This window comes from Sulfitobacter aestuarii (genome assembly GCF_042685005.1).
Classification (GTDB): domain Bacteria; phylum Pseudomonadota; class Alphaproteobacteria; order Rhodobacterales; family Rhodobacteraceae; genus Sulfitobacter; species Sulfitobacter aestuarii.
This window is the reverse complement of sequence record NZ_JBHUMP010000004.1, coordinates 177383-202076: the sequence shown is the minus strand read 5'-3', so window position 1 is coordinate 202076 and position 24694 is coordinate 177383. Positions and strand designations below refer to the sequence as shown.

Annotated in this window: 22 protein-coding genes; 12 read left to right on the top strand and 10 right to left on the bottom strand. The window is 65.7% G+C overall.

Going from position 1 to position 24694, the window contains the following annotated elements; translation table 11 throughout:
• The gene (locus tag ACFSUD_RS07450; protein WP_386372958.1) at nucleotides 1–2409 is read right to left on the bottom strand and encodes a GcvT family protein; all 2409 of its coding nucleotides are present in this window, start codon (nucleotides 2407–2409) and stop codon (nucleotides 1–3) included.
• Nucleotides 2410–2571: 162 nt separating this feature from the next.
• Between ACFSUD_RS07450 and ACFSUD_RS07445 the strand changes: the two genes are divergently transcribed.
• Nucleotides 2572–3894 (top strand): DUF2254 domain-containing protein, encoded by a 1323-nt coding sequence (locus tag ACFSUD_RS07445; RefSeq protein WP_386372956.1) that lies wholly within the window; start codon nucleotides 2572–2574, stop codon nucleotides 3892–3894.
• Between the two features lie 88 nt (nucleotides 3895–3982).
• Here ACFSUD_RS07445 and ACFSUD_RS07440 read toward each other — a convergent pair whose 3' ends face one another.
• The 3 genes from ACFSUD_RS07440 to ACFSUD_RS07430 form a co-directional block, all read right to left on the bottom strand.
• The gene (locus ACFSUD_RS07440; protein ID WP_386372954.1) at nucleotides 3983–5272 is read right to left on the bottom strand and encodes an HlyC/CorC family transporter; all 1290 of its coding nucleotides are present in this window, start codon (nucleotides 5270–5272) and stop codon (nucleotides 3983–3985) included.
• Between the two features lie 132 nt (nucleotides 5273–5404).
• Nucleotides 5405–6379, bottom strand: coding sequence for a site-specific tyrosine recombinase XerD (locus ACFSUD_RS07435; protein ID WP_386372952.1), 975 nt, complete (start codon nucleotides 6377–6379; stop codon nucleotides 5405–5407).
• An 8-nt stretch (nucleotides 6380–6387) separates the two neighbouring features.
• Nucleotides 6388–8010 (bottom strand): hypothetical protein, encoded by a 1623-nt coding sequence (locus tag ACFSUD_RS07430; protein WP_386372950.1) that lies wholly within the window; start codon nucleotides 8008–8010, stop codon nucleotides 6388–6390.
• Here ACFSUD_RS07430 and ACFSUD_RS07425 point away from each other — a divergent pair.
• The 3 genes from ACFSUD_RS07425 to aroB are packed head-to-tail and all read left to right on the top strand — an operon-like array spanning nucleotide 7997 to nucleotide 9947.
• Complete coding sequence (locus ACFSUD_RS07425; RefSeq protein ID WP_386372948.1) at nucleotides 7997–8197, top strand: hypothetical protein; 201 nt, start codon at nucleotides 7997–7999, stop codon at nucleotides 8195–8197. The two genes, ACFSUD_RS07430 and ACFSUD_RS07425, sit on opposite strands and share 14 nt — an antisense overlap.
• A 48-nt stretch (nucleotides 8198–8245) precedes the next feature.
• A complete protein-coding gene (locus ACFSUD_RS07420; protein WP_386372946.1) occupies nucleotides 8246–8842 on the top strand; it encodes a shikimate kinase in 597 nt (198 codons plus the stop codon).
• A complete protein-coding gene (gene aroB / locus ACFSUD_RS07415; protein ID WP_386372944.1) occupies nucleotides 8835–9947 on the top strand; it encodes a 3-dehydroquinate synthase in 1113 nt (370 codons plus the stop codon). The genes ACFSUD_RS07420 and aroB overlap by 8 nt, the downstream gene beginning before the upstream one ends.
• 104 nt (nucleotides 9948–10051) lie before the next feature.
• Here the strand turns inward: aroB and ssb are convergent, their stop codons facing one another.
• Nucleotides 10052–10579 carry a single-stranded DNA-binding protein gene (gene ssb, locus ACFSUD_RS07410; RefSeq protein ID WP_386372942.1) on the bottom strand — a complete coding sequence of 176 codons (528 nt, stop codon included), beginning with the start codon at nucleotides 10577–10579 and terminating at the stop codon, nucleotides 10052–10054.
• Nucleotides 10580–10779: 200 nt separating this feature from the next.
• Between ssb and ACFSUD_RS07405 the strand changes: the two genes are divergently transcribed.
• A complete protein-coding gene (locus ACFSUD_RS07405) occupies nucleotides 10780–11364 on the top strand; it encodes a lytic transglycosylase domain-containing protein (protein WP_386372940.1) in 585 nt (194 codons plus the stop codon).
• Nucleotides 11365–11467: 103 nt separating this feature from the next.
• The gene (locus tag ACFSUD_RS07400) at nucleotides 11468–11995 is read left to right on the top strand and encodes a hypothetical protein (protein ID WP_386372939.1); all 528 of its coding nucleotides are present in this window, start codon (nucleotides 11468–11470) and stop codon (nucleotides 11993–11995) included.
• 72 nt (nucleotides 11996–12067) lie between these two features.
• On the opposite strand, the gene ACFSUD_RS07395 is transcribed toward ACFSUD_RS07400, so the two are convergent.
• The 5 genes from ACFSUD_RS07395 to miaA all read right to left on the bottom strand — a co-directional run bounded on the left by ACFSUD_RS07395 (nucleotide 12068) and on the right by miaA (nucleotide 18981).
• The gene (locus ACFSUD_RS07395; RefSeq protein ID WP_386372937.1) at nucleotides 12068–14158 is read right to left on the bottom strand and encodes a dipeptide ABC transporter ATP-binding protein; all 2091 of its coding nucleotides are present in this window, start codon (nucleotides 14156–14158) and stop codon (nucleotides 12068–12070) included.
• A gap of 84 nt (nucleotides 14159–14242) precedes the next feature.
• Nucleotides 14243–15712 (bottom strand): ABC transporter permease, encoded by a 1470-nt coding sequence (locus ACFSUD_RS07390; RefSeq protein ID WP_386372935.1) that lies wholly within the window; start codon nucleotides 15710–15712, stop codon nucleotides 14243–14245.
• A gap of 12 nt (nucleotides 15713–15724) precedes the next feature.
• Nucleotides 15725–16810, bottom strand: coding sequence for an ABC transporter permease (locus ACFSUD_RS07385; protein ID WP_386372933.1), 1086 nt, complete (start codon nucleotides 16808–16810; stop codon nucleotides 15725–15727).
• 388 nt (nucleotides 16811–17198) lie between these two features.
• Nucleotides 17199–17987 (bottom strand): helix-turn-helix transcriptional regulator, encoded by a 789-nt coding sequence (locus ACFSUD_RS07380; protein ID WP_386372932.1) that lies wholly within the window; start codon nucleotides 17985–17987, stop codon nucleotides 17199–17201.
• Between the two features lie 103 nt (nucleotides 17988–18090).
• Nucleotides 18091–18981 carry a tRNA (adenosine(37)-N6)-dimethylallyltransferase MiaA gene (gene miaA / locus ACFSUD_RS07375; protein WP_386372931.1) on the bottom strand — a complete coding sequence of 297 codons (891 nt, stop codon included), beginning with the start codon at nucleotides 18979–18981 and terminating at the stop codon, nucleotides 18091–18093.
• Between the two features lie 111 nt (nucleotides 18982–19092).
• Here miaA and pyrH point away from each other — a divergent pair, with 111 nt between their 5' ends.
• From pyrH to rseP, 6 genes are all read left to right on the top strand, one after another.
• A complete protein-coding gene (pyrH, locus tag ACFSUD_RS07370; RefSeq protein ID WP_386372929.1) occupies nucleotides 19093–19821 on the top strand; it encodes a UMP kinase in 729 nt (242 codons plus the stop codon).
• Nucleotides 19822–19969: 148 nt separating this feature from the next.
• Complete coding sequence (frr, locus tag ACFSUD_RS07365) at nucleotides 19970–20533, top strand: ribosome recycling factor (RefSeq protein WP_386372927.1); 564 nt, start codon at nucleotides 19970–19972, stop codon at nucleotides 20531–20533.
• 65 nt (nucleotides 20534–20598) lie between these two features.
• The gene (gene uppS / locus ACFSUD_RS07360; protein WP_386372925.1) at nucleotides 20599–21339 is read left to right on the top strand and encodes a polyprenyl diphosphate synthase; all 741 of its coding nucleotides are present in this window, start codon (nucleotides 20599–20601) and stop codon (nucleotides 21337–21339) included.
• Nucleotides 21340–21352: 13 nt separating this feature from the next.
• Nucleotides 21353–22144, top strand: coding sequence for a phosphatidate cytidylyltransferase (locus ACFSUD_RS07355; protein ID WP_386372923.1), 792 nt, complete (start codon nucleotides 21353–21355; stop codon nucleotides 22142–22144).
• Nucleotides 22144–23319: a 1-deoxy-D-xylulose-5-phosphate reductoisomerase gene (gene dxr / locus ACFSUD_RS07350; protein WP_386373022.1), complete on the top strand. Its 1176-nt coding sequence runs from the start codon at nucleotides 22144–22146 to the stop codon at nucleotides 23317–23319. The genes ACFSUD_RS07355 and dxr overlap by 1 nt, the downstream gene beginning before the upstream one ends.
• Nucleotides 23320–23323: 4 nt before the next feature.
• Nucleotides 23324–24676 carry an RIP metalloprotease RseP gene (gene rseP / locus ACFSUD_RS07345; protein ID WP_386372921.1) on the top strand — a complete coding sequence of 451 codons (1353 nt, stop codon included), beginning with the start codon at nucleotides 23324–23326 and terminating at the stop codon, nucleotides 24674–24676.
• Nucleotides 24677–24694: the final 18 nt, after the last annotated feature.

Sequence of the window (24694 nt, the reverse complement as noted above, 5' to 3'; positions counted from 1 at the left end):
TCAGCCACGCATCCGCGCACCGTCGGGGTCGAACAGCGGGGTGGTGATCATCCGCGCGCTGCGCCGCTCCCCGAGGATCTCGATCTGCACCTCGATACCATCCGCGATCGACGCCACGGGCAGGAAGCCGAGCGCCACGGACGTGCCCGCGAAATGCGAAAAACCGCCCGAGGTGCAGAAACCGACCACCGCATCGCCCAGCCAGATCGGTTCATAGCCATGGACATCGGCATCCGCCGCATCGACCTCGAAGGCGACGAGCCGCCGCGTCGGGCCGCGCGCCTGTTCCGTCTCGGCAGCGGCGCGCCCGATGAAATCAGCCGGCTTGGCAAAATCGACGAAGCGGTCCAGCCCGGTTTCGGCAGCGGTGTAATCGGGCGAATATTCCGCCATCCAGCTGCCGAAGAACTTGTCGAGCCGCAGCGACATCATCGCACGCATGCCGAAGGGCACGAGGCCGAACTCCTGCCCGGCGGGCCAGAGCTGCTGCCAGAGCGCGCGCTGCTCGAGCGCGTCGCAATAGATCTCATAGCCGAGATCGCCGGTATAGCTGACCCGCTGCACGAGGCAGGTGCAGAGGCCGATGGTCATCGGCGCCACGTCGAGAAAGCCGAGCGCAGAGACGTCGCTGCGGGTGCAGGCCTGCAGCAAGTCCCGCGCTCGGGGCCCGGCGATCTGGAAACCGCTGCGCCGGTCCGAGACGTTTTCAAGGCTCACGTCCGGGTCGTGGTTCTGGCGGAACCAGCGTTCGTGATAGGCCTGCGCGCCGTAAGAGCCGGTGACGAGGAAACGCTCGGGCGCGAGGCAGGAGATGGTGAAATCACCGATCAGCCGCCCCTGTGGCGAGAGCATCGGGCTCAGGGCGAGGCGGCCGGGGGGCGGGATCTTTCCGGCCATGATCCGATCGAGCCAGCCGCGCGCGCCGCGTCCCTGCACGAGATACTTTCCGAAATTCTGCAGCTCGTTGATCCCGACGTTGCGGCGCACCGCCATGACCTCGCGTCCGGTGGCGGCAAAGGCGTCGGAGCGGCGGAAGGAGGGGGTCTCGTGCCGCGGTTCGTCACCGCGTGCGAAAAAGTTCGCAACCTCGAGCCCGTATTGCTGCCCCCAGACCGCGCCCATGTCGGAGAAAATGTCATACATCACGGTGCTGCGCAGGGGCCGCGCGGCAGGGAGTTCCTCGTTCGGATAGGAGACCGAGAAGCGTTTCTGGTAATTCTCGATGACTTTCGGCAGGGTGTAGCCCGGCGATATCCAGGGACCGAACCGCGCGACGTCCATCGCCATCGCGTCGCGCTCGGGCGCGCCCTCGATCATCCATTGGGCCAGGGTGAGCCCGACGCCGCCGCCTTGCGAAAAACCGGCCATCACGCCGCAGGCCGACCAGTAATTGCGCAGGCCGGGCACCGGGCCGACCAGCGGATTGCCGTCCGGGGCGAAGGTGAAGGGGCCGTGGATCACCGATTTGACCCCGGCGCGTTGCAGGACCGGGAAGCGGCGATAGGCGAAGGCGACGGAATCCTCGATCTTGTCGAAATCATCCGGCAGCAACTCATGTCCGAAATCCGGCGGCGTGCCGTCCACGGCCCAGGGGCGGCAGTTCTGCTCGTAAAATCCGATGCAGAGGCCGCGCCCCTCCTGACGCAGATAGGATTCCCCGGCCGGGTCCATCACATGCGGATGTTCGACCGCGCGGGTATAGATTTCCTCTATATCTTCGGTGACGATATATTGATGCGCCATGGGGTGCAGCGGCAGGTAGACCCCGGCCATCGCCGCGACTTCCCGCGCCCAGAGTCCCGCGGCATTGACCAGATGTTCCGCATGGATCGTCCCCTTGTCGGTCACCACGTCCCAGCTGCCGTCAGCGCGCTGGCGTGTCTCGATGACCTTGCAGCGGGTCTCGATCGTCGCGCCGCCCATCCGCGCGGCCCTGGCATAGGCATGGGTGGTGCCGGAGGGATCGAGATGTCCGTCGAGCGGATCGTATAGCCCGCCGATGATGCCCTCGAGATTGGTGATCGGGGCGATCCTCGCGATTTCACCAGGGCCGACGATTTCGGTTTCGAGCCCCATGAACCGGTGCTTGGCGCGTTCGGCCAGCAACATGTCGAAGCGCTCCTGACTGTCTGCCAGGGTCACGCCGCCGACGTGATGCAGACCGCAGGACATGCCGGTGATCTCTTCAAGCTCCTTGTAGAGGCGGATCGTATAGCCCTGCAGCGCCGCCATGTTGGTATCGCCGTTGAGTGTGTGAAAACCGCCGGCGGCATGCCAGGTGGAGCCCGAGGTCAGCTCGGACCGTTCCACCAGCATCACCTCGGACCAGCCGAGCCGGGTCAGGTGATAGAGCACCGAGACGCCGATGACTCCGCCGCCGATGACGAGCGCGCGCGTGGTGGTTTGCATGGGCGGCCCCCTTTGCCTCACGCCAGCCTGCCGCAACGGCGCGGAGGGCACATGCGACTTTGCGACGGGGCATGTCGGTTTCGGGACAGTGGTGGGCCCGGTCGCAAGGCCGGGGCGCAACACGGCTCTGGACGCGGCGGTTTTCGGCCTAGATGATAGCGCATGAATTTGGAAATGCTGTTGCCGCGCACATTGCTGCGCAAGTCCCGCAAATATACCCGCAAGCTCTGGGTCCGCGTGATCTTCATGGGTCTGCTGGCCTTTGTCGCCCTCGGGCTGACGCAGTTGATCGAAGGCTACGTTCCCAAGAAGGTCGCCACCACGCTCACCGGTTCGGCGGCCGACCGGCTGTTGCAGATCATCGCCGAGGCGATGCTGGCGGTGACGATCTTCTCGATCACCATCATGGTGACGGTCTACCGCGCGACCTCGACCCAATGGACGCCGCGGGTGCATCGGCTGATCATCCAGGACCGCACCACACAAAACACGCTGGCGGTGTTCATCGGTGCCTATGTCTATGCGCTGGTTGCGATCATCATGCGCGAGCTGGGGATCTATGTCGATGAGCGGGCGCTGGTGCTGTTCCTGATGACCGTGCTGGTGCTGGCGGTGATCGTCATCTACCTGATCCGCTGGGTGCTGCATCTGCAGACCTTCGGCAGCCTGATCGACACCACCCGGCAGATCGAGGAAACCGCGCGCGAGCAATTCCGCGACCGGATGCAGAACCCCTGTCTCGGCGGACGCACGTTCAAGGGTGATCCGCCCGAGGATGCGGAGGAGATCCGCGCCGAGCAGAGCGGCTATATCCAGCATATCTATCCCGAAGCGCTGAACGAGGTGGCGCGCGATCACGGCGTCGAGCTCTACCTGGTGCGCAGCATCGGCAGTTTCGTGTTCAGGAACGAACCGCTGCTCCTGGCCGCGCGACGCGGCACGGCGAAGGATGAGGAACACAATTGGGACTCGCTCGAGAACGCGGTGCGCCTCAATGTGCAGACCGGCGATCTGCGGATCTTCGATCAGGACCCGCGCTTTGCGCTGGTGGCGATGGGCGAGGTCGCCTCCAAGGCGCTCTCGCCCGGGGTCAACGATCCGGGCACCGCGATCGACGTGATCACGCGGATCGGGCGGATCCTGTCCTATTACGTCGACGAGGCCGCGCAGGAGCGCGAGAATGCGCTCGAATATCTGCATGTGCGCCCGCTGGATCCCCGCGATCTGATCGAGGACGGCTTCGCCGCCCTGGCCCGCGACGGTGCCGCGGTGGTCGAGGTGCAGCAGCGGTTGCAGCAGACGCTGACCGGGCTGATGCGCCATTCCGATGACGGGCTGAGCCAGGCGGCGCGCGCCGAGGCCGAGGTGCAGCTGCTGCGGGCGCTGGCGGTGACGGATTTCGAGCATGACCGCGCGCGGCTGCTCGGCGCGGCGCGCAGCGATGTGCGTGATGCGGTGATGGCGCGGCTTGGCGACGCGGATTGAGGCGCGGGCGCGGATCGGCGAAGCGCGCAGCCGGGGGCCGGCCCCCGGACCCCCGGAGTATTTGACGCATAAAGAGGCCGGGCGCCGTTCAGAGTGGGCGGATCTTCAGCTGGGTGATCCGGTTGCCTTCGCGGGCGACGACCTCGAAGCGGAAGCCGTGGAAGCTGAACACCTGTTTGGGGGTCGGGATCATCTGGGCTTCGTGGATCACCAGCCCGGCGATCGTATTGGCCTCGTCATCGGGCAGCGACCAGTCGGTGGCGCGGTTGAGGTCGCGGATCGTCATCGCCCCGTCGACATAGTAATTCCCGTCCTCGGCGGCCATCAGCGGATGATCGGCATCCGGGTCGAACTCGTCGGTGATCTCGCCGACGATCTCCTCGAGAATGTCCTCCAGCGTGATCAGCCCTTGCAGCGAGCCGTATTCGTCGACCACCAGCGCGAAATGGGTGCGGCGGCGCAGGAACTGGCGCATCTGTTCGTCCAGCGATGAGGTTTCCGGAACGAAATAGGGTTTCATCACCACCTGGGAGATGTCGAAATCATGCAATGCCGCGGCATCGCCGTCTGGCCCGCCGATCAGCCTGTACATGGTGCGCAGCAGGTCCTTGGCATGGACCACGCCGATGATGTTTTCCGGATCGTCGCGATAGACCGGCAGGCGGGTGTGGTTGGATTGCAGGCATTGGCGGAGGATCTCGTCGGGCGGGGCCGCGGCGTCGATCATCTCGATGTTGGAACGGTGGAGCATGATCTCCTCCACCGCGCGTTCGCGCAGGTCGAGCGCGCCGAGGATGCGGTCGCGGTCCTCCTTTTCGACCACGCCTTCGGAATGGCCGAGCTGCAGCGCGCCGGCGATTTCCTCGCGCACCGCCAGGATATTGCTGTCCGGGTCCGTGGTGACGCCGAAGAGGCGCAGCACGAAGCGGACCAGCAGGCGCACCGCCTTGACCACCGGCGAGAACACCCGCACCACCACCGAGATCGGCCGCGAGACCAGCGCCGCGGCGCGTTCGGCATTGGTGATCGCGTAGGTCTTGGGCAGCACCTCGGCGAAGATCAGCACCAGCAGGGTCATCACCAGGGTGGCGAGGGGCACGCCGGATTCGCCGAAGAGCCGGGTGAAGAGGGCGGTGGCGAGGGAGGCGGCGAGGATGTTGACAAGGTTGTTGCCGAGCAGCACCGAGCCGATCAGCCTTTCGTTGTCCTCGGTGATCATCAGCGCGCGTTCGGCGCCGCGCGAGCCCTTGTCGGCCTGCGCGCGCAGCTTGCCGCGCGAGGCGGCGGTGAGCGCGGTTTCCGAACCCGAGAAGAAACCGGAGAGGACGAGAAGCAAGAGAATGAACCCGCTGGTCATCCAGAAAGCGCTGTCTAGCATAGCGAGGCCGGTCTCCGATTGTTGAATTCTGTCGTGTCGTGGGCGCGCCCGGGGAGGGGCGTCCGGCCCGTTATGGGCCGGCGCGTCCTGTCATTCAAGAGAGCGCGCGCCGGGACCTGTTCAAGGGGGTGATCAGCGGCCCGGCTTGGCGTGTCTCTTGCCGCGGCGGCGGCCGTCTTCGCAGGCCAGCGGGTGATGTTCGAGCACCAGTTCCGAGAGCCGGTGTTCGAGCACATGGGTATAGATCTCGGTGGTGGCGACATCGGCATGGCCGAGCATGGTCTGAATGGCGCGCAGGTCGGCGCCCCCGGCCAGCAGATGGGTGGCGAAGGCATGACGCAGGGTATGCGGGGTGACCTTGCCCGGATCGACACCGCCGGCCACGGCGAATTCCTTGATCAGCAGGTAGAAACGATGCCGGGTCAGGTGGCCCGAGGCGCCGTGCGAGGGAAACAGGAAGCGCGAGGGAATCTCGCGGCGCGCCCGTGCCGTGGCGTCCTGACGGTCGCGCACCTCGAGCCAGGCGGCGAGCGCGGTGCGGGCCGGGGGGGAGAGCGGCACCAGCCGTTCCTTGCCGCCTTTCCCGAGGATCAGCAGCAGGCGCGGATCGCCGCGGGTGGCGCTGATCGGCAGGCTTACCAGCTCGCTGACCCGCATGCCGGTGGCATAGAGCAGTTCCATCAGGCAGGTGTTGCGCAGCTGGTCGGCGAGATTGCGCCCGGACCCGCGCGCCGCCTCCAGCAGGCGGTCGACCTCCTCGACGCTGAGCACTTTGGGCAGGCGCTTGTCCTGACCGGGGCCGGTGATCTGGATCGCCGGATTATCCTCGCGCAGCCCCTCCTCGAAGGCGAAACGATAGAGCTGCTTGATCGCCGACAGCCGTCTGGCGCGGGTCGATTTGGCGAGACCGATGGCGTCGCAATGGACGAGGTAATCCTCGACATCGCTGCGCGCCGCGCTGTCGAAATCGCGGTCGTGGCGGGCCAGCCAGAGGTCGAAATCCTTGAGATCCCGGCCATAGGCGAGCTGCGTGTTGGTGGCGGCGCCGAGTTCGGCGGCCTGGGCTTCGAGGAAGGTGGATATCCAGTGGAAGGTCGGGCTGTGCATTTTATCAATCATGTTTCGGGGCGCAGCAACAGCACCTGCAGCGCGGCGCGCCGGGCGGTGTCTTCGAGGCCGAGGGCGCGCAGGGTGGCAAGGGCGCTGCCGAGGGCCGGGGCATCGCCGCGTGCGCCGTCATCGAGCAGGGCCAGGACGCGCAGGATGCTGGCGCCGAGCTGTTCGCTGCGCGCACCGGCCAGCAGATCAGTGCGCGGCTCGGGCGTTGTGAAAGCGTCGTGGATCGCGGCCGCCAGGTCGTCGCCGGGGCGCCGGGCCGGGGCTTCGCCCAGGGCGACGGCTCTCAGGAAGGCACCGTCATGGCCCGCGTAATCGGGCAGCGGATCGGTCTGCGTGGCGGTGGCCTCATAGGCCGGGGAGAGCAGGCCGATGGCGAAGGCGAGCCCCCGCGCGCGGCCGGTGAGCGCGACCTGCTGCAGCTTCTCGGCAAAGAGCGTGGCGAAGGCGATTTCGAGTTCGGCCTCGCGCATCGCCTCCCAGGCCCGGTCAAGCGCCTTGGCGATCTGCTCGGGATCGCCGCTGGCGAGCGCCGTTTCGAAACGCTGCAGCGCCGCCACCCGGTCCCAGATGCCGCCCGAGGCGGCCGGGTCGCGCGCGGTATAGAGTCCGAGCAGGTGATTGTCGGGCAGGGCGCCGGCGCGGGTCAGCCGCTCGGCGGCCTCGAGCTGGGATTTCCAGCCCGCCAGATCGCGCAGGTCCGCGACCGCATAGGCGCGCGGCAGGTTGCGGGTGGGCAGCGGCTCGCCGATGGTCTCGAAGAGGCGGAAGCTCATCGGGTCCATGTCGCGCGGCACCGGCAGAGGGGCCGCGCCCTCAAAGAGGTCGGGATGCAGGAAACGGTCGAACAGCGCCAGGGTCGTCTCGTTCATCAGGCCGAGCGCCTGTGCCGAGCCGAAGGTCAGCGCGGCATTCTCCCATTCCCCGTCGCGCGCGGCGCAGAAGATGCGGGTGCCGTAATCCCGGGTCAGATGCGGCGATTTCTTCAGCGTGGCGCAGGCCCGGTCCTCGGTGCCGTTGAGCAGGCTGATCTGCATCCAGAGGTCGAAATGTTCCGGCGAGGTGGCCACCCCGGCCTGTTCGATCAGCGACAGGGCCGGATCGAGCGCGCCGAGCTGTGCGAGCTTGCGCACCCGGGCACGGGCCAGCGCATCGCCATCCGCGGCCTTGCCCTGCGGGGCCCGCGCCTCGGCCAGCAGCACCGTGTAGAGCAGGGATTGCGCGGCAGGCAGGCTCAGGTCGGGCAGGCGTTCGATCAGGCGCAGCAGATCGTCGATCTCGCTGCCGCGCCAGAGACTGGCAGGCAGGCCGGTGACCTTGCCCGGCACCAGCCCGATCTCGCGCGGTTGACCCTTGCCGAGCGGCGTCACGGTGATCTGCGGCGCGAGTGCGCTCTTGACCACCGGGGGCTGGTCGTCAGGGCGCGGCCGGCGCGCCTGCGGCGGACCGGGGCGGGGCACGGCGACCGGCTGCGGCTCGCTGGGCGCGGTATTGCTGCCGAGCCAGTCGATCACCGAAAGCGGCGCGCGCGACGGCGGGGCATCGTCGATTTCGGCCTGGCCCGGGGCTGCGAGCACGGCAGATAGCGCTACCGCGGAGAGGCAGCCTTTGGCCGTGCGCATCAACTCAATCCGCCTTCAACGTGACAGGCTGGCGGGTTTCCACCTGGGCCGGGGCGAATTCGGCGCCGAAGAAGGGACCGAGATAGGCGTAGCCCACGAGCCCGATAAACCCGATTATCAGGAGGATAATCAAAAACTTGAACAATTTGCCCATGGTTACTGCCCGCTCGTGTTGTCGTTCTTTTGACCAATCTATATATGGCCTTTCCAACAAGATCACGTCATTCAGATCAAAATGAGCGAATTTGAGCAAAGCACAGCCGATGGCCCGGCGCCGCGTCCGTCCTATCGTCTGAAGAAGACGGTGGCGCTGGTTGGCATGATGGGGGCCGGCAAAACCGCCGTGGGGCGCAGCGTCGCGCAGCGGCTGGGCGTGCCGTTCCTCGACAGCGATGCCGAGATCGAACGCGCTGCCAATCTCAGCGTGCCGGAGATTTTCGCCCGCGATGGCGAGACATTTTTCCGCAAACGCGAATCCGAGGTGATTGCCCGGCTGCTCGACGCGCATTGCGGTATCCTGTCCACCGGCGGCGGCGCCTTTCTTGCGGAGGTCAACCGGCGCAATATCGGTGAGCGCGGCGTGTCGGTCTGGCTCGATGCCGATCTCGACCTGCTCTGGCAGCGGGTTCGTCACAAGGACACGCGCCCCCTGCTGCGCACCGCGGATCCGCGCGGTACTCTGGCCGCGCTCTACGAGGCCCGCGTGCCGCTTTACCGGAAGGCCGATCTGGCGGTCACCTGCAAACAGAACCTGTCGATCGAGGCGATGGCGCAGCGGGTGATCGACACGCTGCTGACCCGCCCCGACGTGTTGGAGAAAATCAATGCGTGAGCGCGTGCATGTGGCCCTGCCGGGGCGTGAATACGATGTGCTGATCGGGCCGGACCTGCTGGCCGAGGCGGGCGCGCATGTCACGCCGCTGCTGGCGCGTCCGCGGGTCGCGGTGATCAGCGATGCCAATGTCGCGGCGCTGCATCTGGAGCGGCTGCGCGCGGGGCTGGCCGGGCAGGGGATTGCCATGGAGGCGCTGTCCCTGCCGCCGGGCGAGAGCACCAAGAGCTGGGCGCAGCTTCAGCATTGCGTCGATTGGCTGCTGGAGCAGAAAGTCGAGCGTAATGACGTGGTCGTGGCCTTCGGCGGCGGGGTGATCGGCGATCTTGTCGGCTTCGCCGCCGCGATCCTGCGCCGGGGCGTGCGTTTCGTGCAGCTCCCGACCTCGCTGCTGGCGCAGGTCGACAGCTCGGTCGGCGGCAAGACCGGGATCAACGCACGTCAGGGCAAGAACCTGATCGGCGCCTTTCATCAGCCCGCACTGGTGCTTGCCGATACCGCCGTGCTCGGCACACTCACCGAGCGCGATTTTCTCGCAGGCTACGGCGAAGTGGTGAAATACGGGTTGCTGGGCGATGCCGGTTTCTTCGACTGGCTCGAAGCCCAGGGGCCGATGCTGGCGGCGGGCGACATTGAAACCCGCGTGCGCGCGGTGCGCCGTTCGGTTCAGATGAAGGCCGAGATCGTGATGCGCGACGAGACCGAGCAGGGCGAAAGGGCGCTGCTCAACCTCGGCCACACTTTCTGTCACGCGCTGGAAGCGGCGACCGGATTCTCCGACCGGCTGCTGCATGGCGAGGGCGTGGCGATCGGCTGTGCGCTGGCATTCGAATTGTCCGCACGTCTCGGCCTCTGTGCGCAGGAAGATCCGAGCCGGGTGCGCGCCCATCTGCGCGACATGGGGATGAAGACCGACCTCGGCGATATCGACGGCGATCTGCCGGGGGCCGAGGCGCTGCTGGCTTTGATGGCGCAGGACAAGAAGGTGGTCGATGGCCAGCTCAAGTTCATCCTGGCGCGGGGCATCGGCGCCGCTTTCGTCACCTCCGATGTGCCGCGCGACGCCGTGTTGACGCTGCTGCGGGACGCCCTGGACGCCCGCTGAGCCGCCACCGGCATGGCTGCCGGGTGGCGCTCCTCCCTGATCAAAACGCAACAGGCCCGGACGAAACCGGGCCTGTGTGTCGAAATCTGGCAAGCGCTCTCAGCTCAGAACGGGATCTCGTCATCGAGATCGCGCGAGCCGCCACCGCCGCTGCGTCCGCCGCCCGACGGACCGCTGTCATAGCCGCCGCCATAGCCCGGATCGGAAGCGCCGCCACCATAGCCCGGATCGGAGGAACCGCCGCCATAGCCGCCGCCACCGCCGCCCGCACCGCCTTCGCCGCGGCCATCGAGCATGGTCAGTGTGCCGCCATAGCCCTGCAGCACGACCTCTGTGCTGTAACGGTCCTGGCCGGACTGGTCCTGCCATTTGCGGGTCTGCAGCTGGCCCTCGATATAGACTTTCGAGCCCTTGCGCAGATATTGCTCGGCCACGCGCACCAGACCTTCCTGAAAGATCGCGACCGAATGCCATTCGGTCTTTTCGCGCCGTTCGCCGGTGTTGCGGTCCTTCCAGGTCTCGGAGGTGGCGATGCGCAGATTGCACACCTTGCCGCCGTTCTGGAAGCTGCGCACTTCGGGGTCGCGCCCCAGATTGCCGATTAGAATCACTTTGTTGACTGAGCCGGCCATGTCGTCCCCTGATAATTGTCGCTAGCAGGCGCCGCGAATCCGCGCGCCTTCGATCTGAGCTGTTATAGCTCGCAGGGCGGACGGATGACACCTGGATTTGCGCGCGAAATCGGCAGCGCGGATCGGTTTTTTGCAGGCTGGCGCGACGCGGAAGATTTGCTATAGTCGGAAAAGTGCAATGGCTGGGAGCCTCGGGCAGAATGCGCAAAGCAATAATGGGTGTCGTCGGAGCGGCGATCTGTCTTGGTGCGCCCGCAGGGGCGGAGGTCTTCTCCAGCAAGAATCGCAAATCGCTTTTCGCCACCCAGAAGCGCATCCTCGATACCCGCGCGGCCAAGCAATACAGCGCCTCCGTAAGACTGCAGCCCCCCAAGGTGGACACGCCGAGCAAATGGGGCAGCCCGAAATACACCGGCAAATACAAGGGCATCTATCACGGCATGGCCCGCGACGCGGCGGCGCGTCACGGCATTCCCGTCGATATGTTCCTGCGGCTGGTGCAGCAGGAAAGCGGCTGGAATCCCAAGGCGGTCTCGCACAAGGGCGCGCTGGGACTGGCGCAGCTGATGCCGCAGACGGCGCGGCTGCTGCGGGTCGATCCCGCCGATCCGGCGCAGAATCTCGATGGCGGCGCGCGCTATCTCAAGCAGCAGTTCAGCACTTTCGGCGATTGGAAACTGGCCCTCGCCGCCTATAACGCCGGTCCCGGCGCGGTGAAGAAATACGGTGGCGTACCGCCCTATACCGAAACCCGCAATTACGTGAAGATCATCGGCGGCCACTGAGCCTGCGGAACCAATAGATGCTCCCGGCGTTATCCGATCAGAGCGTCAGACGTGCGGATGACCCGCCCGTCAGCGACGCGATTAATGATTGGGAGCATGAAAAATGTTCGATACAGCCAAGAAGCTTACCCTTGCCGCGGGCGTCAGCCTGCTCGCCCTGAGCAGCACCGCCATCGCCCAGGAAGAAGTGCGCATTTCCGACATCGACGTGGAGGCCTCCTATTCCGCCGCGCCCGACAGCAATGCCGCGGAAGCCTTCCCGCAGATTGCCGACGATATCCGCGCCGCCATCGCCGAACGGGTGCCGACGAGTTCGGACGCCGCCGATCCGACCATTCGTGTCGACATCCGCAAACTGTCGCTCGACGGCACGACGATGTTCCCGGCCGACAGCGAATTCAACGAGATCGAAGGCGTGGTTGCGATCACCAGCCCGGATGGCGACATCGGCTCGGTGAGCTTCCCGGTGCATGTCGGCGCCACGACCCAGGTCGATCCGCTGCCCGAGGGTTTCGTGCTGCTGACCCCGAGCACCGATGATTTCTACGCCGTGATGGTCAATGGTTTTGCCGACGTCGTGGCGGAGAACCTCGCCAATGTGAACACCGCAGGCGACGGTATCACCAAGTAAGACCTACTGCGCCGCGATCAGTCGCGGTGACATGACAGGGCGCGGTCCGGAGTTACGGTCCGCGCCATTTTTTCATTCCGCCGCGGTACCGACTTCGATCACCGGTTCCATCTCGGCAAATTTCTCGTCACTGAGATGGCATTTGACCTCATGCCCGGCAGCCATCTTCCGCATCGGCGGCACCTCGCGTTCGCAGAGATCGCCCGGCACTTCGGATTTCCAGCGACAGCGGGTCTGGAACGGGCAGCCCGGCGGCGGGTCCATCGCCGAGGGAATGTCGCCTTCGAGCACGATATGTTTCTTCTTGACCGAGGTATCGGCAATCGGCACGGCCGAGAGCAGCGCCTCGGTATAGGGATGATAGGGCGGGGCGAAGACCTGATCGGTGCTGCCGAGCTCGACCACATGACCGAGATACATCACGATCACCCGGTCGCTGAGGTAGCGCACGATCGACAGGTCATGCGAGATGAACAGCAAGGTGGTCTTCTGCTCGCGCTGGATCTCCATCAGCACATCGGTCACCGCCGCCTGCACCGAGACATCCAGCGCCGAGACCGGCTCATCGGCCACCACGATCCGCGCATTGCCGGCGAAAGCCCGGGCGATGCCGACTCGCTGTTTCTGGCCGCCGGAAAGCTGGCGCGGCATCCGCGCGGCGAATTCACGCGGCAGCTTGACCAGATCGAGCAATTCCAGCATCCGTTGTCGGCGCTCGGCCTCGTTCCTGCCGAAGCGGAAGATCTCCAGCGCCCGGATGATCTGACGGCCCACGGTCATCGAGGGATTGAGCGTGTCGAAGGGATTCTGGAAGACCATCTGCACATCGGCGACATTCTGGATGCTGCGCGCCTCGATCGGCACATCGCCGATGCTCTGGTTGTCGAGCAGAACCTCGCCGTCGGTGGCGGTCTCGAGCCCCATGAGCACCTTGGCGAAGGTCGATTTGCCACAGCCCGATTCCCCGACGATGGCTAGCGTCTCGCTCTCATGCGCCTCGAAGCTCAGGCTCTCGTTGGCCTTCACCACCTTGGTCTCGCCGCCGCCGAACATGGCATTGGCCGCGACCTGGTAATATTTCTTCAGCCTGTCCATGCGCAGCACGACATTGCCGATTTCCCCCTTCTGCCTGACCTCGCCCTGCTGCACCGGCGCCTGCCAGTCGATCTCCTCGAAGCGGATGCAGCGGCTGTGATGGCGGGTGTTGCCCGGCACCGGAAACATCGGGATCGGTGCAGCATCGCAACGCCCCGGCACGAAATAATCGCAGCGCGGACCGAAATTGCAGCCCGGCGGCCGCTCGTGGGGCAGGGGGAAATTGCCGGGGATCGCTACTAGCGGGCGGGCGTTCTTGTCCGCCCCGGGCAGCGGGATCGAGCGGAACAGCGCCTGGGTATAGGGATGCTGCATCTCGTCAAAGACGTCATGGATGCTGCCATCCTCCACCGCCTCGCCGGAATACATCACGCAGATCCGGTCGCAGGTATCGAGCACCAGCCCGAGATTGTGGCTGATGAACAGCATCGAAGTGCCGTATTTGCGCCCGAGATCACGCACCAGCTCGACGATCGCCGCCTCCACCGTCACGTCGAGCGCGGTGGTCGGCTCGTCGAGGATCAGCAGCGACGGCTCGCTCATCAGCGCCATGGCGATGACGATGCGCTGCTGCTGCCCGCCGGAAAGCTGATGCGGATAGGCTTTCAGGATGCGTTCGGGATCGGGCAGCTTGACATCCTCGATGAGCTGCAGAGCTCGCGCTCGGGCATCGGCCTCGGACATGTCGGCATGGATCATCGGCACTTCCATGAGCTGCTTGCCGATCCGCATGGCCGGGTTGAGCGAAGCCATCGGCTCCTGGTAGATCATCGCGATCTGGCTGCCGCGGATGTCGCGCAGCTCGGCGGCGCTGAGCGTGGAGAGATCGCGCCCCTTGAAGCGGATCGAGCCGCCGACGATCCGGCCGTTCTGACCGAGATCCTGCATCACCCCGAGCGCCACGGTGGATTTGCCGCAGCCCGATTCACCGACCAGCCCGACTGCCTCGCCGGGTTTCACCGAGACCGAGAAATCCATCACCGCCGGGATCTCCCGCAGCCGCGTGAAGAAGGAAATCGACAGGCCGTCGATCTCCAGTATCGGCTCTGCCTGATCGTGTTTCGACATCTGGTCGCTCCCTGTCGGCGTCATGGTTTCTTTATGCTCGAAATACTCCGGGGGTCCGGGGGCTGGCCCCCGGGGTTGCAATGCTTAGTCACGCAGCGATTCCTCGCGCAGCCCGTCGGCCAGCAGGTTCAGCCCCAGCACCAGGCTGAGCAGCGCCAGCGCCGGCGCGATGGCCGCATGCGGATAGAGCGACAACAGCCGCCGCCCGGCATTGATCGTGCTGCCCCAATCCGGGCTCTCGCTCTCCAGCCCGAGCCCGAAGAAACCGAGCGTGCCCAGAAGGATGGTGGTATAGCCGATGCGCAGGCAGAAATCGACGATCAGCGGCCCGCGGGCATTGGGCAGGATCTCCCAGAGCATGATGTACCAAGGACCCTCGCCGCGGGTCTGCGCGGCGGCCACGTAATCACGGGTCTTGATATCGAGCGCCAGCCCCCGGACGATGCGGAACACCGTGGGGGAATTGACGAAGACGACCGAGACGAAGACCACCAGAATGCCTGGATCGATGTCGAAGAGATCGATGAAACCGGGCAGGCCGGGGATCACATAGGTCGGGGTGCGCACGATGGCGCCATCGGTGCTGACCATCGAAAGATAGAGCCAGGCGCCAAGCCCGAGCACCACGATCAACAGCGGCGTGCGCACGGAGGGCTGCGTGTAATAACGCGCGTTCAGCAGGATCGCCAGGAAGATCAGCGGGAAGGCGAAGAGGAACAGCGCCATGTAATTCGGGATGCCGGTCAGCACGATTTCCGGCGTGACCAGCAGGTAGAACAGCAGGATCACCGGGAAGGCGAGGATCAGGTTGGCGAGAAAGCTCAGAAACGTGTCGAGCCTGCCGCCGTAATAGCCCGCGGGCAGGCCCAGCGTGATGCCGACCATGAAGGCGAAGAGCGTCGCGAAGGGCGCGATCTTGACCACCACCCATGCGCCCTCGATCAGACGGCTGAAGACGTCGCGCGCCAGATTGTCGCCGCCGAGCAGGAACCAGGGATATTCGCCCGCCTCGGCACCGCGCAGCGGCGTGCCGGGCAGCTTGTTTTTCATGCCCGACGCCTGGCTCAGGCTGTCATGGGTGACGAGCAGGTCGAAGACCCCGCCGAAGACCCCGGCAAAGACCCAGAACATCACGATGGCAAAGCCGATCATCCCGACCGTTGAATCAAACAGCTTGCCATAGAGCCCGAGGCGGCGCTTGAAGCGCATCGACAGCGCGAAGGTCGCGGCCAGCGCCACCCAGACCGGCAGCAATTGCCGCGCCATGCCGCCGAAGATCCCGGCCCGCGCGCCCAGCAATACCCCGGCAAGCAGATAGACCAGCAGCAGCGCCACCAGCGCCAGGAAAAGGTAGAAGACCAGCCGCCCCAGCAGGCCTCCCGCGCCGGGTTGTAGCGCCATGGTGCCGTCGGCGTTGCTGATTGTGCCGCCGGTGTCGAGCCGCAGCAGCGAGGCGAGGATCTGCAGCGCCGCCATCACTGCCAGCAGCCCGAGCAGCGCCTGGAAGATCAGGTTCAGCGGTGCCAGCATGCCGGTCCAGGTCAGTGCTTCCATGGTCTCACCTCCTCAGGAAATCCGGATGCGCGGGTTGAGATAGACATAGCCGATGTCGGAGATCAGCTGGGTGACCAGCACCACCACCACCGAGACGACCGAGACCGCCAGCAGAAGCTCGATGTCATTGTTCGACGCGGCCTGTACCAGCAGCCAGCCGAAGCCCTTGTAATTGAACAGGGTTTCCACGATCACCACGCCGTTGAGCAGCCAGGGGATCTGGAGCATGATCACCGTGAACGGCGCGATCAGCGCATTGCGCAGCGCGTGTTTCAGCACGATGTCGGAGAATTTCACCCCCTTGAGCCGCGCGGTGCGGATATATTGCGCCGTCATCACCTCGGTCATGCTGGCCCGGGTCATCCGCGCGATATAGCCCATGCCGTAGAGCGATATGGTCAGCACCGGCAGGAAGAAATTCCAGAAATTGGCATTCTGCATCGCCGAGGTGGCGGAGCCCAGGAACAGGGTCTTGCTGTCGATCCAGCCCCAGTCGGCCAGCAGCGGCGAAAGCCCGTAGCGCGAAGAGGCCAGCACCGCGATGAAGATCACCCCGGAGACATATTCCGGCGTCGCGGTGGTGGCGATCGAGAAGGTGGAGAGGCTGCGGTCGAGTTTCGAGCCTTCGCGCATTCCGGCCAGCACCCCGACGATCAGCGCCGTTGGCACCATCAGCAGCAGTACGCAGAGCATCAGCTTGCCGGTCAGCGCCAGCCGCGTCAGCACGGTGCTGCCGACATCCTCCTTGAACACGGTGGAAAAGCCCCAGTCGCCCTGCAGGATGCCGCAGAACCTGTCTTGCGCCTCGGGCGGGGTGCCGTCGGGGAAGCAGCGTCCGAAGACCCTGCCATCATCGGTCTGGGTCACCCAGCCCGGCGCGACGCCGAGCCACTGGCCGAACTTCACCGGCAGCGGCTGCAGATAGCCGCGATCGCCGAGATAGCTCGCCACGGCCTCGTCGGACATGCGGAAATTGCCCTGCGTCTTGGCGAGTTTCTCGAGATTGGGATAGAGATTGGTCAGCCAGAAAACGATGAAGGTCAGGCAGAGCGCGGTCAGCAACATCACGCCCAGCCGCCGGAGTATGAATATTCCCATCAAATGCCCCTGTTGCGTGGCGTGGCGGTTGTGACACCGCCGGTCATGACCTGGCCTTCCGGCCTGTTTTACCGGGACTCTACGGCCCCTATAATCGTCTTTTCGCGGCCCCGTCGCCAGCACCGGGGATCATGCCCCCGGATGATCCCGCGCTGCCCGGCAGCCCTCGGCGACCTCGGCAAAACCCTGTCGCGTGCATCAGTTAGGCCAGCATTCTGCCGCGAAAAGGCTTTTCCGGGTTTTAATCAGGCATGACTTGGGGGCACAGGTCAACGAAAGGTTTTTGAAAAGCATCACGATTTTGCGACCCCTTGCGCCGGTCAGGCCGCTTTGAAGCCTATGCAGTGGCCCGCATTGCGGAGCGGTCAGACCGCGATCTTCCCGGCGCTCAGCCGGGGGCGAGACGCAGTTTGCTCGGCGGCGCGCCGGTATGTTGCTGCATGAAACGGGTGAAATAGGCGGCGCTGCCGAAGCCGAGCCGACGGGCGATTTCCTGCGCCGGTTCGCTCGTATCCGCCAACAGGCTGCGCGCCGCGTGCACCACTCGTTCGGTCAGCAGTTGCGCCGCGCTGCGCCCGGTGGCGGTCTTGAGCGCGCGGGTCAGATGGGTCGGCGTCACCTGCAGCTGCGCGGCATAGGCGGCCATGGTCATGCCGCTGGCATAATGCTGCGCCAGCAGGGTGCAGAAGCGGATCGACAAGCGTGTCGCGGCATTGGGGCGGGGCAGCGCATGTTCCTCTTGCAGCAGCTGGCGGCGCAACCAGATGTCCAGCAGGGCGACATGGGCCTGCAGCGCCTCGTCCTGCAGCGGCAGCGGCTCCTGCGCCTCGCGCTGGATGTCCTGCAGCAGCGCGCCGAGTGCCACCTGCGCCTGCAGGTCGCGGATCCGCAGATGCCGCGGCAGCGGCACCGGGCCGGAGGCGCGCCCCGGCGGGATCAGCACCGCCCGACCCTGACCCTGACGCCCGAGTTCGAGCGAGAACAGCGCGCCGCAGGGCACGAACAGGAAATCCTGCATCGCAATGCCGCGGCGCTGGCCATGCAGCAGGACGCGCCCCTGTCCGCGGCTGATCCAGAGCATCAGATGATCGGGCATGTCGTGGATGAGCGAGAGCCGCCAGTCCTGCCCTTCGGACAGCTGCGCGAGGGTGAGTAGCTGGATGTCTCCGCCCGTCAAGATGCAGCCCCTGATCATGAAAATCAAAGTCTCTCCGGCAGTTTACACCGTGAAGCTGATCAAGTCAGGAAAATTCGACCAAGAGTGTGTCCGCCCGCGTGGCTCAACCGCGCGTCACCCTGTGCCAGTCGCCCATCTTGCTGCGCATCCAGGTGCGCTGGCGCTTGGCGAACCGGCGCGTGGCGATCACCGCTTTCTCTCGCGCGGTATCCAGGTCGATCCGCCCGTCGAGATGCGCCATGAGCTCCGGCACGCCGATGGCGCGATGCGCGGGCAGGGCGGGATTGTAGCGTTCGCGCATCGCCGCCGCCTCCGCCAGCGCGCCGCCCGTGAGCATCATGTCGAAACGGCGCGCGATCCGGGCGTTGAGCCAATCGGCGGTGACGTCGAACACCACCGGGAAACAGGCGGAGAGCGGCAGTAGCGGCGGACCTGTCTCGGCCTGCCAGTCGGCGAGGCTGCGCCCGGTGGCCTGCTGCACTTCCCAGGCCCTCTGGACCCGAGCGCGATTGGCGCGGTCGATCTGTACCAGCATCCCCGCATCGAGCCCGGCCAGCAGCGCCTCGAGCGTCATCGCGTCGCCCTGTCGGCGCAGCGCGGGCGGTGTGGCGGGGATCTCCGCCAGCCCGTTGGTCAGCGCCGCGAAATAGAGCCCGGTGCCGCCGGTGATGATCGGGCGCTGCCCGCTCTCGACGATCCGGGTGACCTCGCGCAGCCAATGCCCGGTGGAATAGGGCGCATCATCGGCGACATGGCCATAGAGCAGATGCGGCGCGCGCGCCTCGTCCTCGGGACCGGGGCGGGCGGTGATCACCCGCCAGCAGCCATAGACCTGGCTGGCATCGGCATTGACGATCACGCCACCCTGCCGCTCGGCGATTTCCAGCGCCAGATCGGACTTGCCGGAGGCCGTCGGCCCGGCAATCAGCACCGGCTGTTCCGGCGAAAGATCGCTGAGCAGCGCGAGGTCGCGAGAGGGTCCTTGATCCGCCATGATTTCCTGTCAGCCTTTTTGCTGTCGGGCCAGCCTGTGCCATTGTAACTCGGCCCCATTTGCGACATTTTGCGCCGAAATGAAAACCCCTCCGCCCGAAAGGTCCTTTCCATGAGTGAAGACGCCCCGAAGACTGCCTATAAACGCGTCATGCTGAAGATTTCCGGCGAGGCGCTGATGGGTGATCAGGGCTTCGGCCTGCATCCGCCGACGGTCGAGCGGATCGCCCGCGAGGTGCAGTCGGTTCATTCGCTCGGGGTCGAGATCTGCATGGTGATCGGCGGCGGCAACATCTTCCGCGGCCTGCAGGGCTCGGCGCAGGGGATGGAGCGCACCACCGCAGATTACATGGGCATGCTGGCCACGGTGATGAACGCGCTGGCGATGCAATCTTCGCTCGAAGCGCTCGGCATCCACACGCGGGTGATCTCGGCGATCACCATGAACGAAGTCGCCGAACCCTATATCCGCCGCCGCGCCGTGCGCCACCTTGAGAAGAAGCGGGTCTGCATCTTCGCCGCGGGCACCGGCAATCCCTATTTCACCACCGACACCGCTGCCACCCTGCGCGCCAACGAGATGTCCTGCGAGGCGATCTTCAAGGGTACCAAGGTCGACGGCGTCTATGACAAGGACCCCAACCGGTTCGGGGATGCGCGTCGCTATGACGAGGTGAGCTATGACGACGTGCTGGCCAAGCGGCTCGGGGTGATGGATGCCTCGGCGATCGCGCTGGCGCGGGACAACAACCTGCCCATCATCGTCTTCTCGCTCGACGAGCCGGGCGGGTTCCGCGGTATCCTGGCCGGGCAGGGCACCTATACCAAGGTCCAGGGCTGAGCCTCTCCCGGTCGGCGCGGCATTTGCCGCCGCGCCCGCCCCAACCGCCAAGCGGCAATCGGCCGATCGGCAAGCCTATACAAAGCCGCGCCGGAGGCGTTATACCCGACGCAAGCGTTAACGGCGACAAAAGAGCACGGAAAAACCCATGTCAGACGATTTTATGTTGGATACAGACGATATTGAGCGGCGCATGTCCGGCGCCATCGCGGCGCTGCGCACCGAATTTGCCTCGCTGCGCACCGGTCGCGCCTCCTCCTCGATGCTGGAGCCGGTGATGGTCGAGGCCTATGGCCAGAAGACCCCGATCAACCAGCTCGGCACCGTCAATGTGCCCGAACCGCGGATGGTGACGATCAACGTCTGGGACAAGTCGATGGTCGGCAAGGTCGAGAAGGCGATCCGCGAGAGCGGTCTTGGCATCAACCCGCAGCTCAACGGCACCATCATCATGCTGCCGATCCCCGAGCTCAACGAGGAACGCCGCACCCAGCTCACCAAGGTGGCGGGGCAATATGCCGAACATGCCCGCGTGGCGATCCGCAACATCCGCCGCGACGGCATGGACCAGATCAAGAAGGCCAAGGCCGACGGCATGAGCGAGGATGACCAGAAGGTCTGGGAAACCGAGGTCCAGGACATCACCAACCGGTTCATCGCGCAGATCGACGAACAGCTCGAGGTCAAGCAGGGCGAGATCATGCAGGTCTGATCCTGCACGACGACCGGGCGGCACCCGCCGTCCGGTCACGCGCTGTTGCATAAAGAGAGTTCCCCATGATGAATGCGAGTGATCCCGTCCCCGAACCCGTACCCGGCGGGCCGCGCCATGTGGCGATCATCATGGACGGCAACGGCAGATGGGCGACCCAGCGGGGACGGCCGAGGCTCTTTGGTCATCACGCCGGGGCCAAGCGGGTCCGCGAGATCGTCGAATCCTGCCCCGATTTCGGGGTCGAATACCTGACCATCTTCGCCTTCTCGACCGAGAACTGGAAACGCACCCAGGTCGAGGTGGCGGGGCTGATGAGCCTGTTTCGCCGCTATATCAGCAAGGAGACCCGCTCGCTCAGCGAATTCGGCGTGCGGGTCCGGTTCATCGGCGACCGGGCGCGGCTCGACAAGAAGCTGATCAAGCTGATGAACGAGCTCGAAGCCGCCACCGCGCATAACGGTCGCATCCACCTGACCATCGCGCTCAATTACGGCGGGCGCGACGAGGTGGCCCGCGCCACCAAGCGGCTGGCCCGGGATGTGGCCGAGGGACGGCTCGATCCCGATGACGTGGACGAGGAGACCCTGCCGCGCTATCTCGACACGCATGTATTGCCGGACCCGGATCTGGTGATCCGCACCAGCGGCGAGGCGCGGATCTCCAATTTCCTGCTCTGGCAGTCGGCCTATGCGGAATATGAATTCATCGACACGCTGTGGCCGGATTTCAGCAAGGCGGAGTTCGGTCGTCTCTGCGCCGCCTATGGCGGCCGGGACCGTCGTTTCGGCGCCGTGAAGACCTGAAAGGGAGCGGGGAATGAGCGACACTTCGGAACGCTGGTCGGACCTGACCGTGCGCCTGTCCTCGGGCGCGGCGCTGGTGGTCATCGGATCGCTCGGCATCTGGCTCGGCGGGCATGTGTTTCATCTGATGGTGGCGCTGATCTGCGGGCTGATGATCTGGGAGCTCGTCCGCATGCTGCGCCCCGAGGCATTGGGCACGCAGCGGCTGCTCGGGATCCTGGCAGGCGTGGCGCTGGGGCTTTCGGTCTATCTGCCGCTCGGCTTCGGGCTGCCGCTGCTGCTCGCGCCCGCGATGATCGGTTTCGGCCAGCTCGAACGGCACCGCACCATCTACATGGCCTTCACGGTTATGATCCTGCTCGCCGGTTTCGGCATGATGCAGATCCGTGACGACGCGGGATTCTTCTGGCTGCTGTGGCTGGTAGTGGTCGTAGTGGTCACCGACGTCGTCGGCTATTTCGCCGGCCGAGCCCTCGGCGGGCCGAAGTTCTGGCCGCGCGTGAGCCCGAAGAAGACCTGGTCCGGCACCGTCTCGGGCTGGGTCGGTGCGGCGCTTGTCGGGCTGTTGTTCGCGCTGACCACCGAGGCCGGGCTGCAGATCGTGGGCATTTCGGTCGCGGTCTCGATGGCTTCGCAAATGGGCGACATGGCGGAATCCGGCATGAAGCGGCGGCTCGGCGTCAAGGACAGCTCCAACCTGATCCCCGGCCATGGCGGGCTGATGGACCGGTTCGACGGGATGCTCGGCGCGGCGCTGCTGATCCTGATCATCGGCCAGTTCGTCGGGTTCCTGCCGGTCCCATGATGCCGCGCAGAGTCAGTATCTTCGGCGCCACCGGCTCGATCGGCCAGAACACGATCGACCTGATCAGGCGCGATCCCGAGCGTTATCGCGTCGTGGCCCTCACCGGCGCGCGCAATATCGCGCAGCTCGCCGCGGATGCGCGCGCGCTGAATGCCGAGATCGCGGTCACCGCCGAGGAAAGGTTGCTGCCCGAGCTGCGCGCCGCGCTGGCGGGCTCGGGTGTGACGGCGGCGGCCGGGCAGGGCGCCCTTGAAGAGGCCGCGGCGCGCCCCGCCGATTGGGTGATGTCGGCGATCATCGGTGCCGCCGGTCTCGCCCCGGGGATCGCCGCCCTGCGCCAGGGCGCGACCCTGGCGCTGGCCAACAAGGAATCGCTGGTCTGCGCCGGGGCGCTGATGCTCGAAACGGCACGCACCCATGGGGCGCGAATCCTGCCCGTGGACAGCGAACATTCGGCGGTCTTCCAGGCGCTGCAGGGCGAGGACATGGCCGCGGTCGAGCGGATCATCCTGACGGCCAGCGGCGGCGCCTTTCGCGACTGGCCGCTGGAGCGGCTCGCCGAGGCGACGCTGGAACAGGCCACGGATCACCCCAATTGGGACATGGGCCAGCGTATCACGATCGATTCAGCATCCATGTTCAACAAGGCGATGGAAGTCATTGAGACGCGGGAGTTTTTCAGCATCGATCCCGAGCGGATCGAGGTGCTGGTCCATCCGCAATCTATGATCCATGCGCTGGTGGGGTTCAATGACGGTGCGCTGATGGCGCATGTCGGACCGCCGGATATGCGCCACGCCATCGGCTATGCGCTGCATCATCCGCAGCGCGAGAAACTACCGGTGGAGCGGCTCGATCTGGCGCGTATCGGCTGTTTCGAGTTCCGTGCGCCTGACGACGCACGCTGGCCCGCGCTGCGCCTGGCGCGCGAGGTGATGGCCGAGGGCGGCCTCTGCGGCGCGGCCTTCAATGCGGCCAAGGAAACCGCGCTCGACGGGTTCATTTCCGGGGCGCTCAGGTTCACCGAGATGGCCGAGGTGGTCGAACGGACCCTCGACGTTCTCAGCCGTCAAGGCGGCGTGATCGGCGCGGCGATGACCCTTGATAACGTCGCCCATGTCGACCATCTGGCAAGACAGGTGGCGCGCGCCGCGACACAGGAAAGAACAGGGTAAAGATTTGGACATTCTCGCATTGGTGCCGCAATTCGGTGGCTTGATCTGGACGTTGCTGGCCTTCGTCATCGCCTTGTCGGTGATCGTGGCGATCCATGAATACGGCCATTACATCGTCGGGCGCTGGACCGGGATCAAGGCCGATGTCTTCTCCCTCGGCTTCGGCCCGGTGCTCTTTGCGCGCGAGGACCGGCGCGGCACCCGCTGGCAGGTCGCGGCGCTGCCTTTCGGCGGCTATGTGAAATTCGCCGGGGATGCCGACGCGGCGTCGGGCAAGGATGAGGTCGCGATGGCGGCACTGGCGGAGGATCCCGAGAAGCTGCGCCACACGATGCACGGCGCCCCGCTCTGGGCGCGTGCGCTGACCGTGGCGGCGGGCCCGGCGTTCAACTTCGCGCTGTCGATCCTGGTGTTCTTCGCCATCGCCATGAGTTCGGGCGTGACCAGCGACCCGCTCACCGTCGGCAAGTTGCGCCCGCTGCCGCAGGCGGTGGAGGGGTTGCAGGACGGGGACCAGATCCTTGGCATTGAGGGCACGGCACTGCCCGATGCCGAGTCCGGCGTTGGCTATGGCGCGTTCTTCGACGCTTTGCCGGTCGCGCCGGTGCTGGAATATGACGTCCAGCGCGATGGCGGGATGCTGCAGGTGCCCGGCCCCTATTTGCTGCCGCCGCTGGTGGCGCAGGTCATCCCGCAATCGGCCGCCTATGAGGCCGGGTTGAAACAGGGCGACGTAATCACCGCCATTGACGGCGAACCCGTCTTTGCCTTCGACCAGCTCAAGAGCGCCGTCGAAGCCTCGGGCGGCGCCGCTCTGGCGCTGCAGGTCTGGCGCCAGGGCGAGTTGCTCGATTTCCAGATGACGCCGAAATCCACCGATGAGCCGCAGGCGGACGGCAGCTTCGCCAATAACCTGCGCATCGGCATTGCCGGGGGCATGGCTTTCGAACCGGCCACCGAGACGCCGGGCATCGGCGCGGCGCTCCGGGGCGGGGTGGCCAATACCTGGCGGATCATCGACGGCTCGCTGGCAGGGCTCAAGCAGATGATCATCGGCAATATCAGCACCTGCAACCTGTCAGGCCCGGTCGGCATTGCCCAGACCTCCGGTGCGATGGCCAGTCAAGGCGCGCAGAGCTTCATCTATTTCATCGCCGTGCTCAGCACTGCCGTCGGCCTGCTGAACCTGTTCCCGATCCCTGCGCTCGACGGCGGGCATCTGGTGTTTTACGCCTATGAGGCAATTGCGGGCAAACCGCCGAGCGACGGGGCGCTCAAGGTGCTGATGAGCATCGGTATCGCGCTGGTGCTGACGCTGATGATCTTCGCGCTCGGCAATGATCTCTTCTGTCCCTGACCGGGGCGGAAGATATTA

Bases quoted from the DNA above. Each gene is read 5' to 3' on its own strand.
- ACFSUD_RS07450 (WP_386372958.1), bottom strand. From the start codon at position 2,409: ATGCAAACCACCACGCGCGCGCTCGTCATCGGCGGCGGAGTCATCGGC.
- ACFSUD_RS07445 (WP_386372956.1), top strand. From the start codon at position 2,572: ATGAATTTGGAAATGCTGTTGCCGCGCACATTGCTGCGCAAGTCCCGC.
- ACFSUD_RS07440 (WP_386372954.1), bottom strand. From the start codon at position 5,272: ATGCTAGACAGCGCTTTCTGGATGACCAGCGGGTTCATTCTCTTGCTT.
- ACFSUD_RS07435 (WP_386372952.1), bottom strand. From the start codon at position 6,379: ATGCACAGCCCGACCTTCCACTGGATATCCACCTTCCTCGAAGCCCAG.
- ACFSUD_RS07430 (WP_386372950.1), bottom strand. From the start codon at position 8,010: ATGCGCACGGCCAAAGGCTGCCTCTCCGCGGTAGCGCTATCTGCCGTG.
- ACFSUD_RS07420 (WP_386372946.1), top strand. From the start codon at position 8,246: ATGAGCGAATTTGAGCAAAGCACAGCCGATGGCCCGGCGCCGCGTCCG.
- aroB (WP_386372944.1), top strand. From the start codon at position 8,835: ATGCGTGAGCGCGTGCATGTGGCCCTGCCGGGGCGTGAATACGATGTG.
- ssb (WP_386372942.1), bottom strand. From the start codon at position 10,579: ATGGCCGGCTCAGTCAACAAAGTGATTCTAATCGGCAATCTGGGGCGC.
- ACFSUD_RS07405 (WP_386372940.1), top strand. From the start codon at position 10,780: ATGCGCAAAGCAATAATGGGTGTCGTCGGAGCGGCGATCTGTCTTGGT.
- ACFSUD_RS07400 (WP_386372939.1), top strand. From the start codon at position 11,468: ATGTTCGATACAGCCAAGAAGCTTACCCTTGCCGCGGGCGTCAGCCTG.
- ACFSUD_RS07395 (WP_386372937.1), bottom strand. From the start codon at position 14,158: ATGTCGAAACACGATCAGGCAGAGCCGATACTGGAGATCGACGGCCTG.
- ACFSUD_RS07390 (WP_386372935.1), bottom strand. From the start codon at position 15,712: ATGGAAGCACTGACCTGGACCGGCATGCTGGCACCGCTGAACCTGATC.
- ACFSUD_RS07385 (WP_386372933.1), bottom strand. From the start codon at position 16,810: ATGGGAATATTCATACTCCGGCGGCTGGGCGTGATGTTGCTGACCGCG.
- miaA (WP_386372931.1), bottom strand. From the start codon at position 18,981: ATGGCGGATCAAGGACCCTCTCGCGACCTCGCGCTGCTCAGCGATCTT.
- pyrH (WP_386372929.1), top strand. From the start codon at position 19,093: ATGAGTGAAGACGCCCCGAAGACTGCCTATAAACGCGTCATGCTGAAG.
- frr (WP_386372927.1), top strand. From the start codon at position 19,970: ATGTCAGACGATTTTATGTTGGATACAGACGATATTGAGCGGCGCATG.
- uppS (WP_386372925.1), top strand. From the start codon at position 20,599: ATGATGAATGCGAGTGATCCCGTCCCCGAACCCGTACCCGGCGGGCCG.
- ACFSUD_RS07355 (WP_386372923.1), top strand. From the start codon at position 21,353: ATGAGCGACACTTCGGAACGCTGGTCGGACCTGACCGTGCGCCTGTCC.
- dxr (WP_386373022.1), top strand. From the start codon at position 22,144: ATGCCGCGCAGAGTCAGTATCTTCGGCGCCACCGGCTCGATCGGCCAG.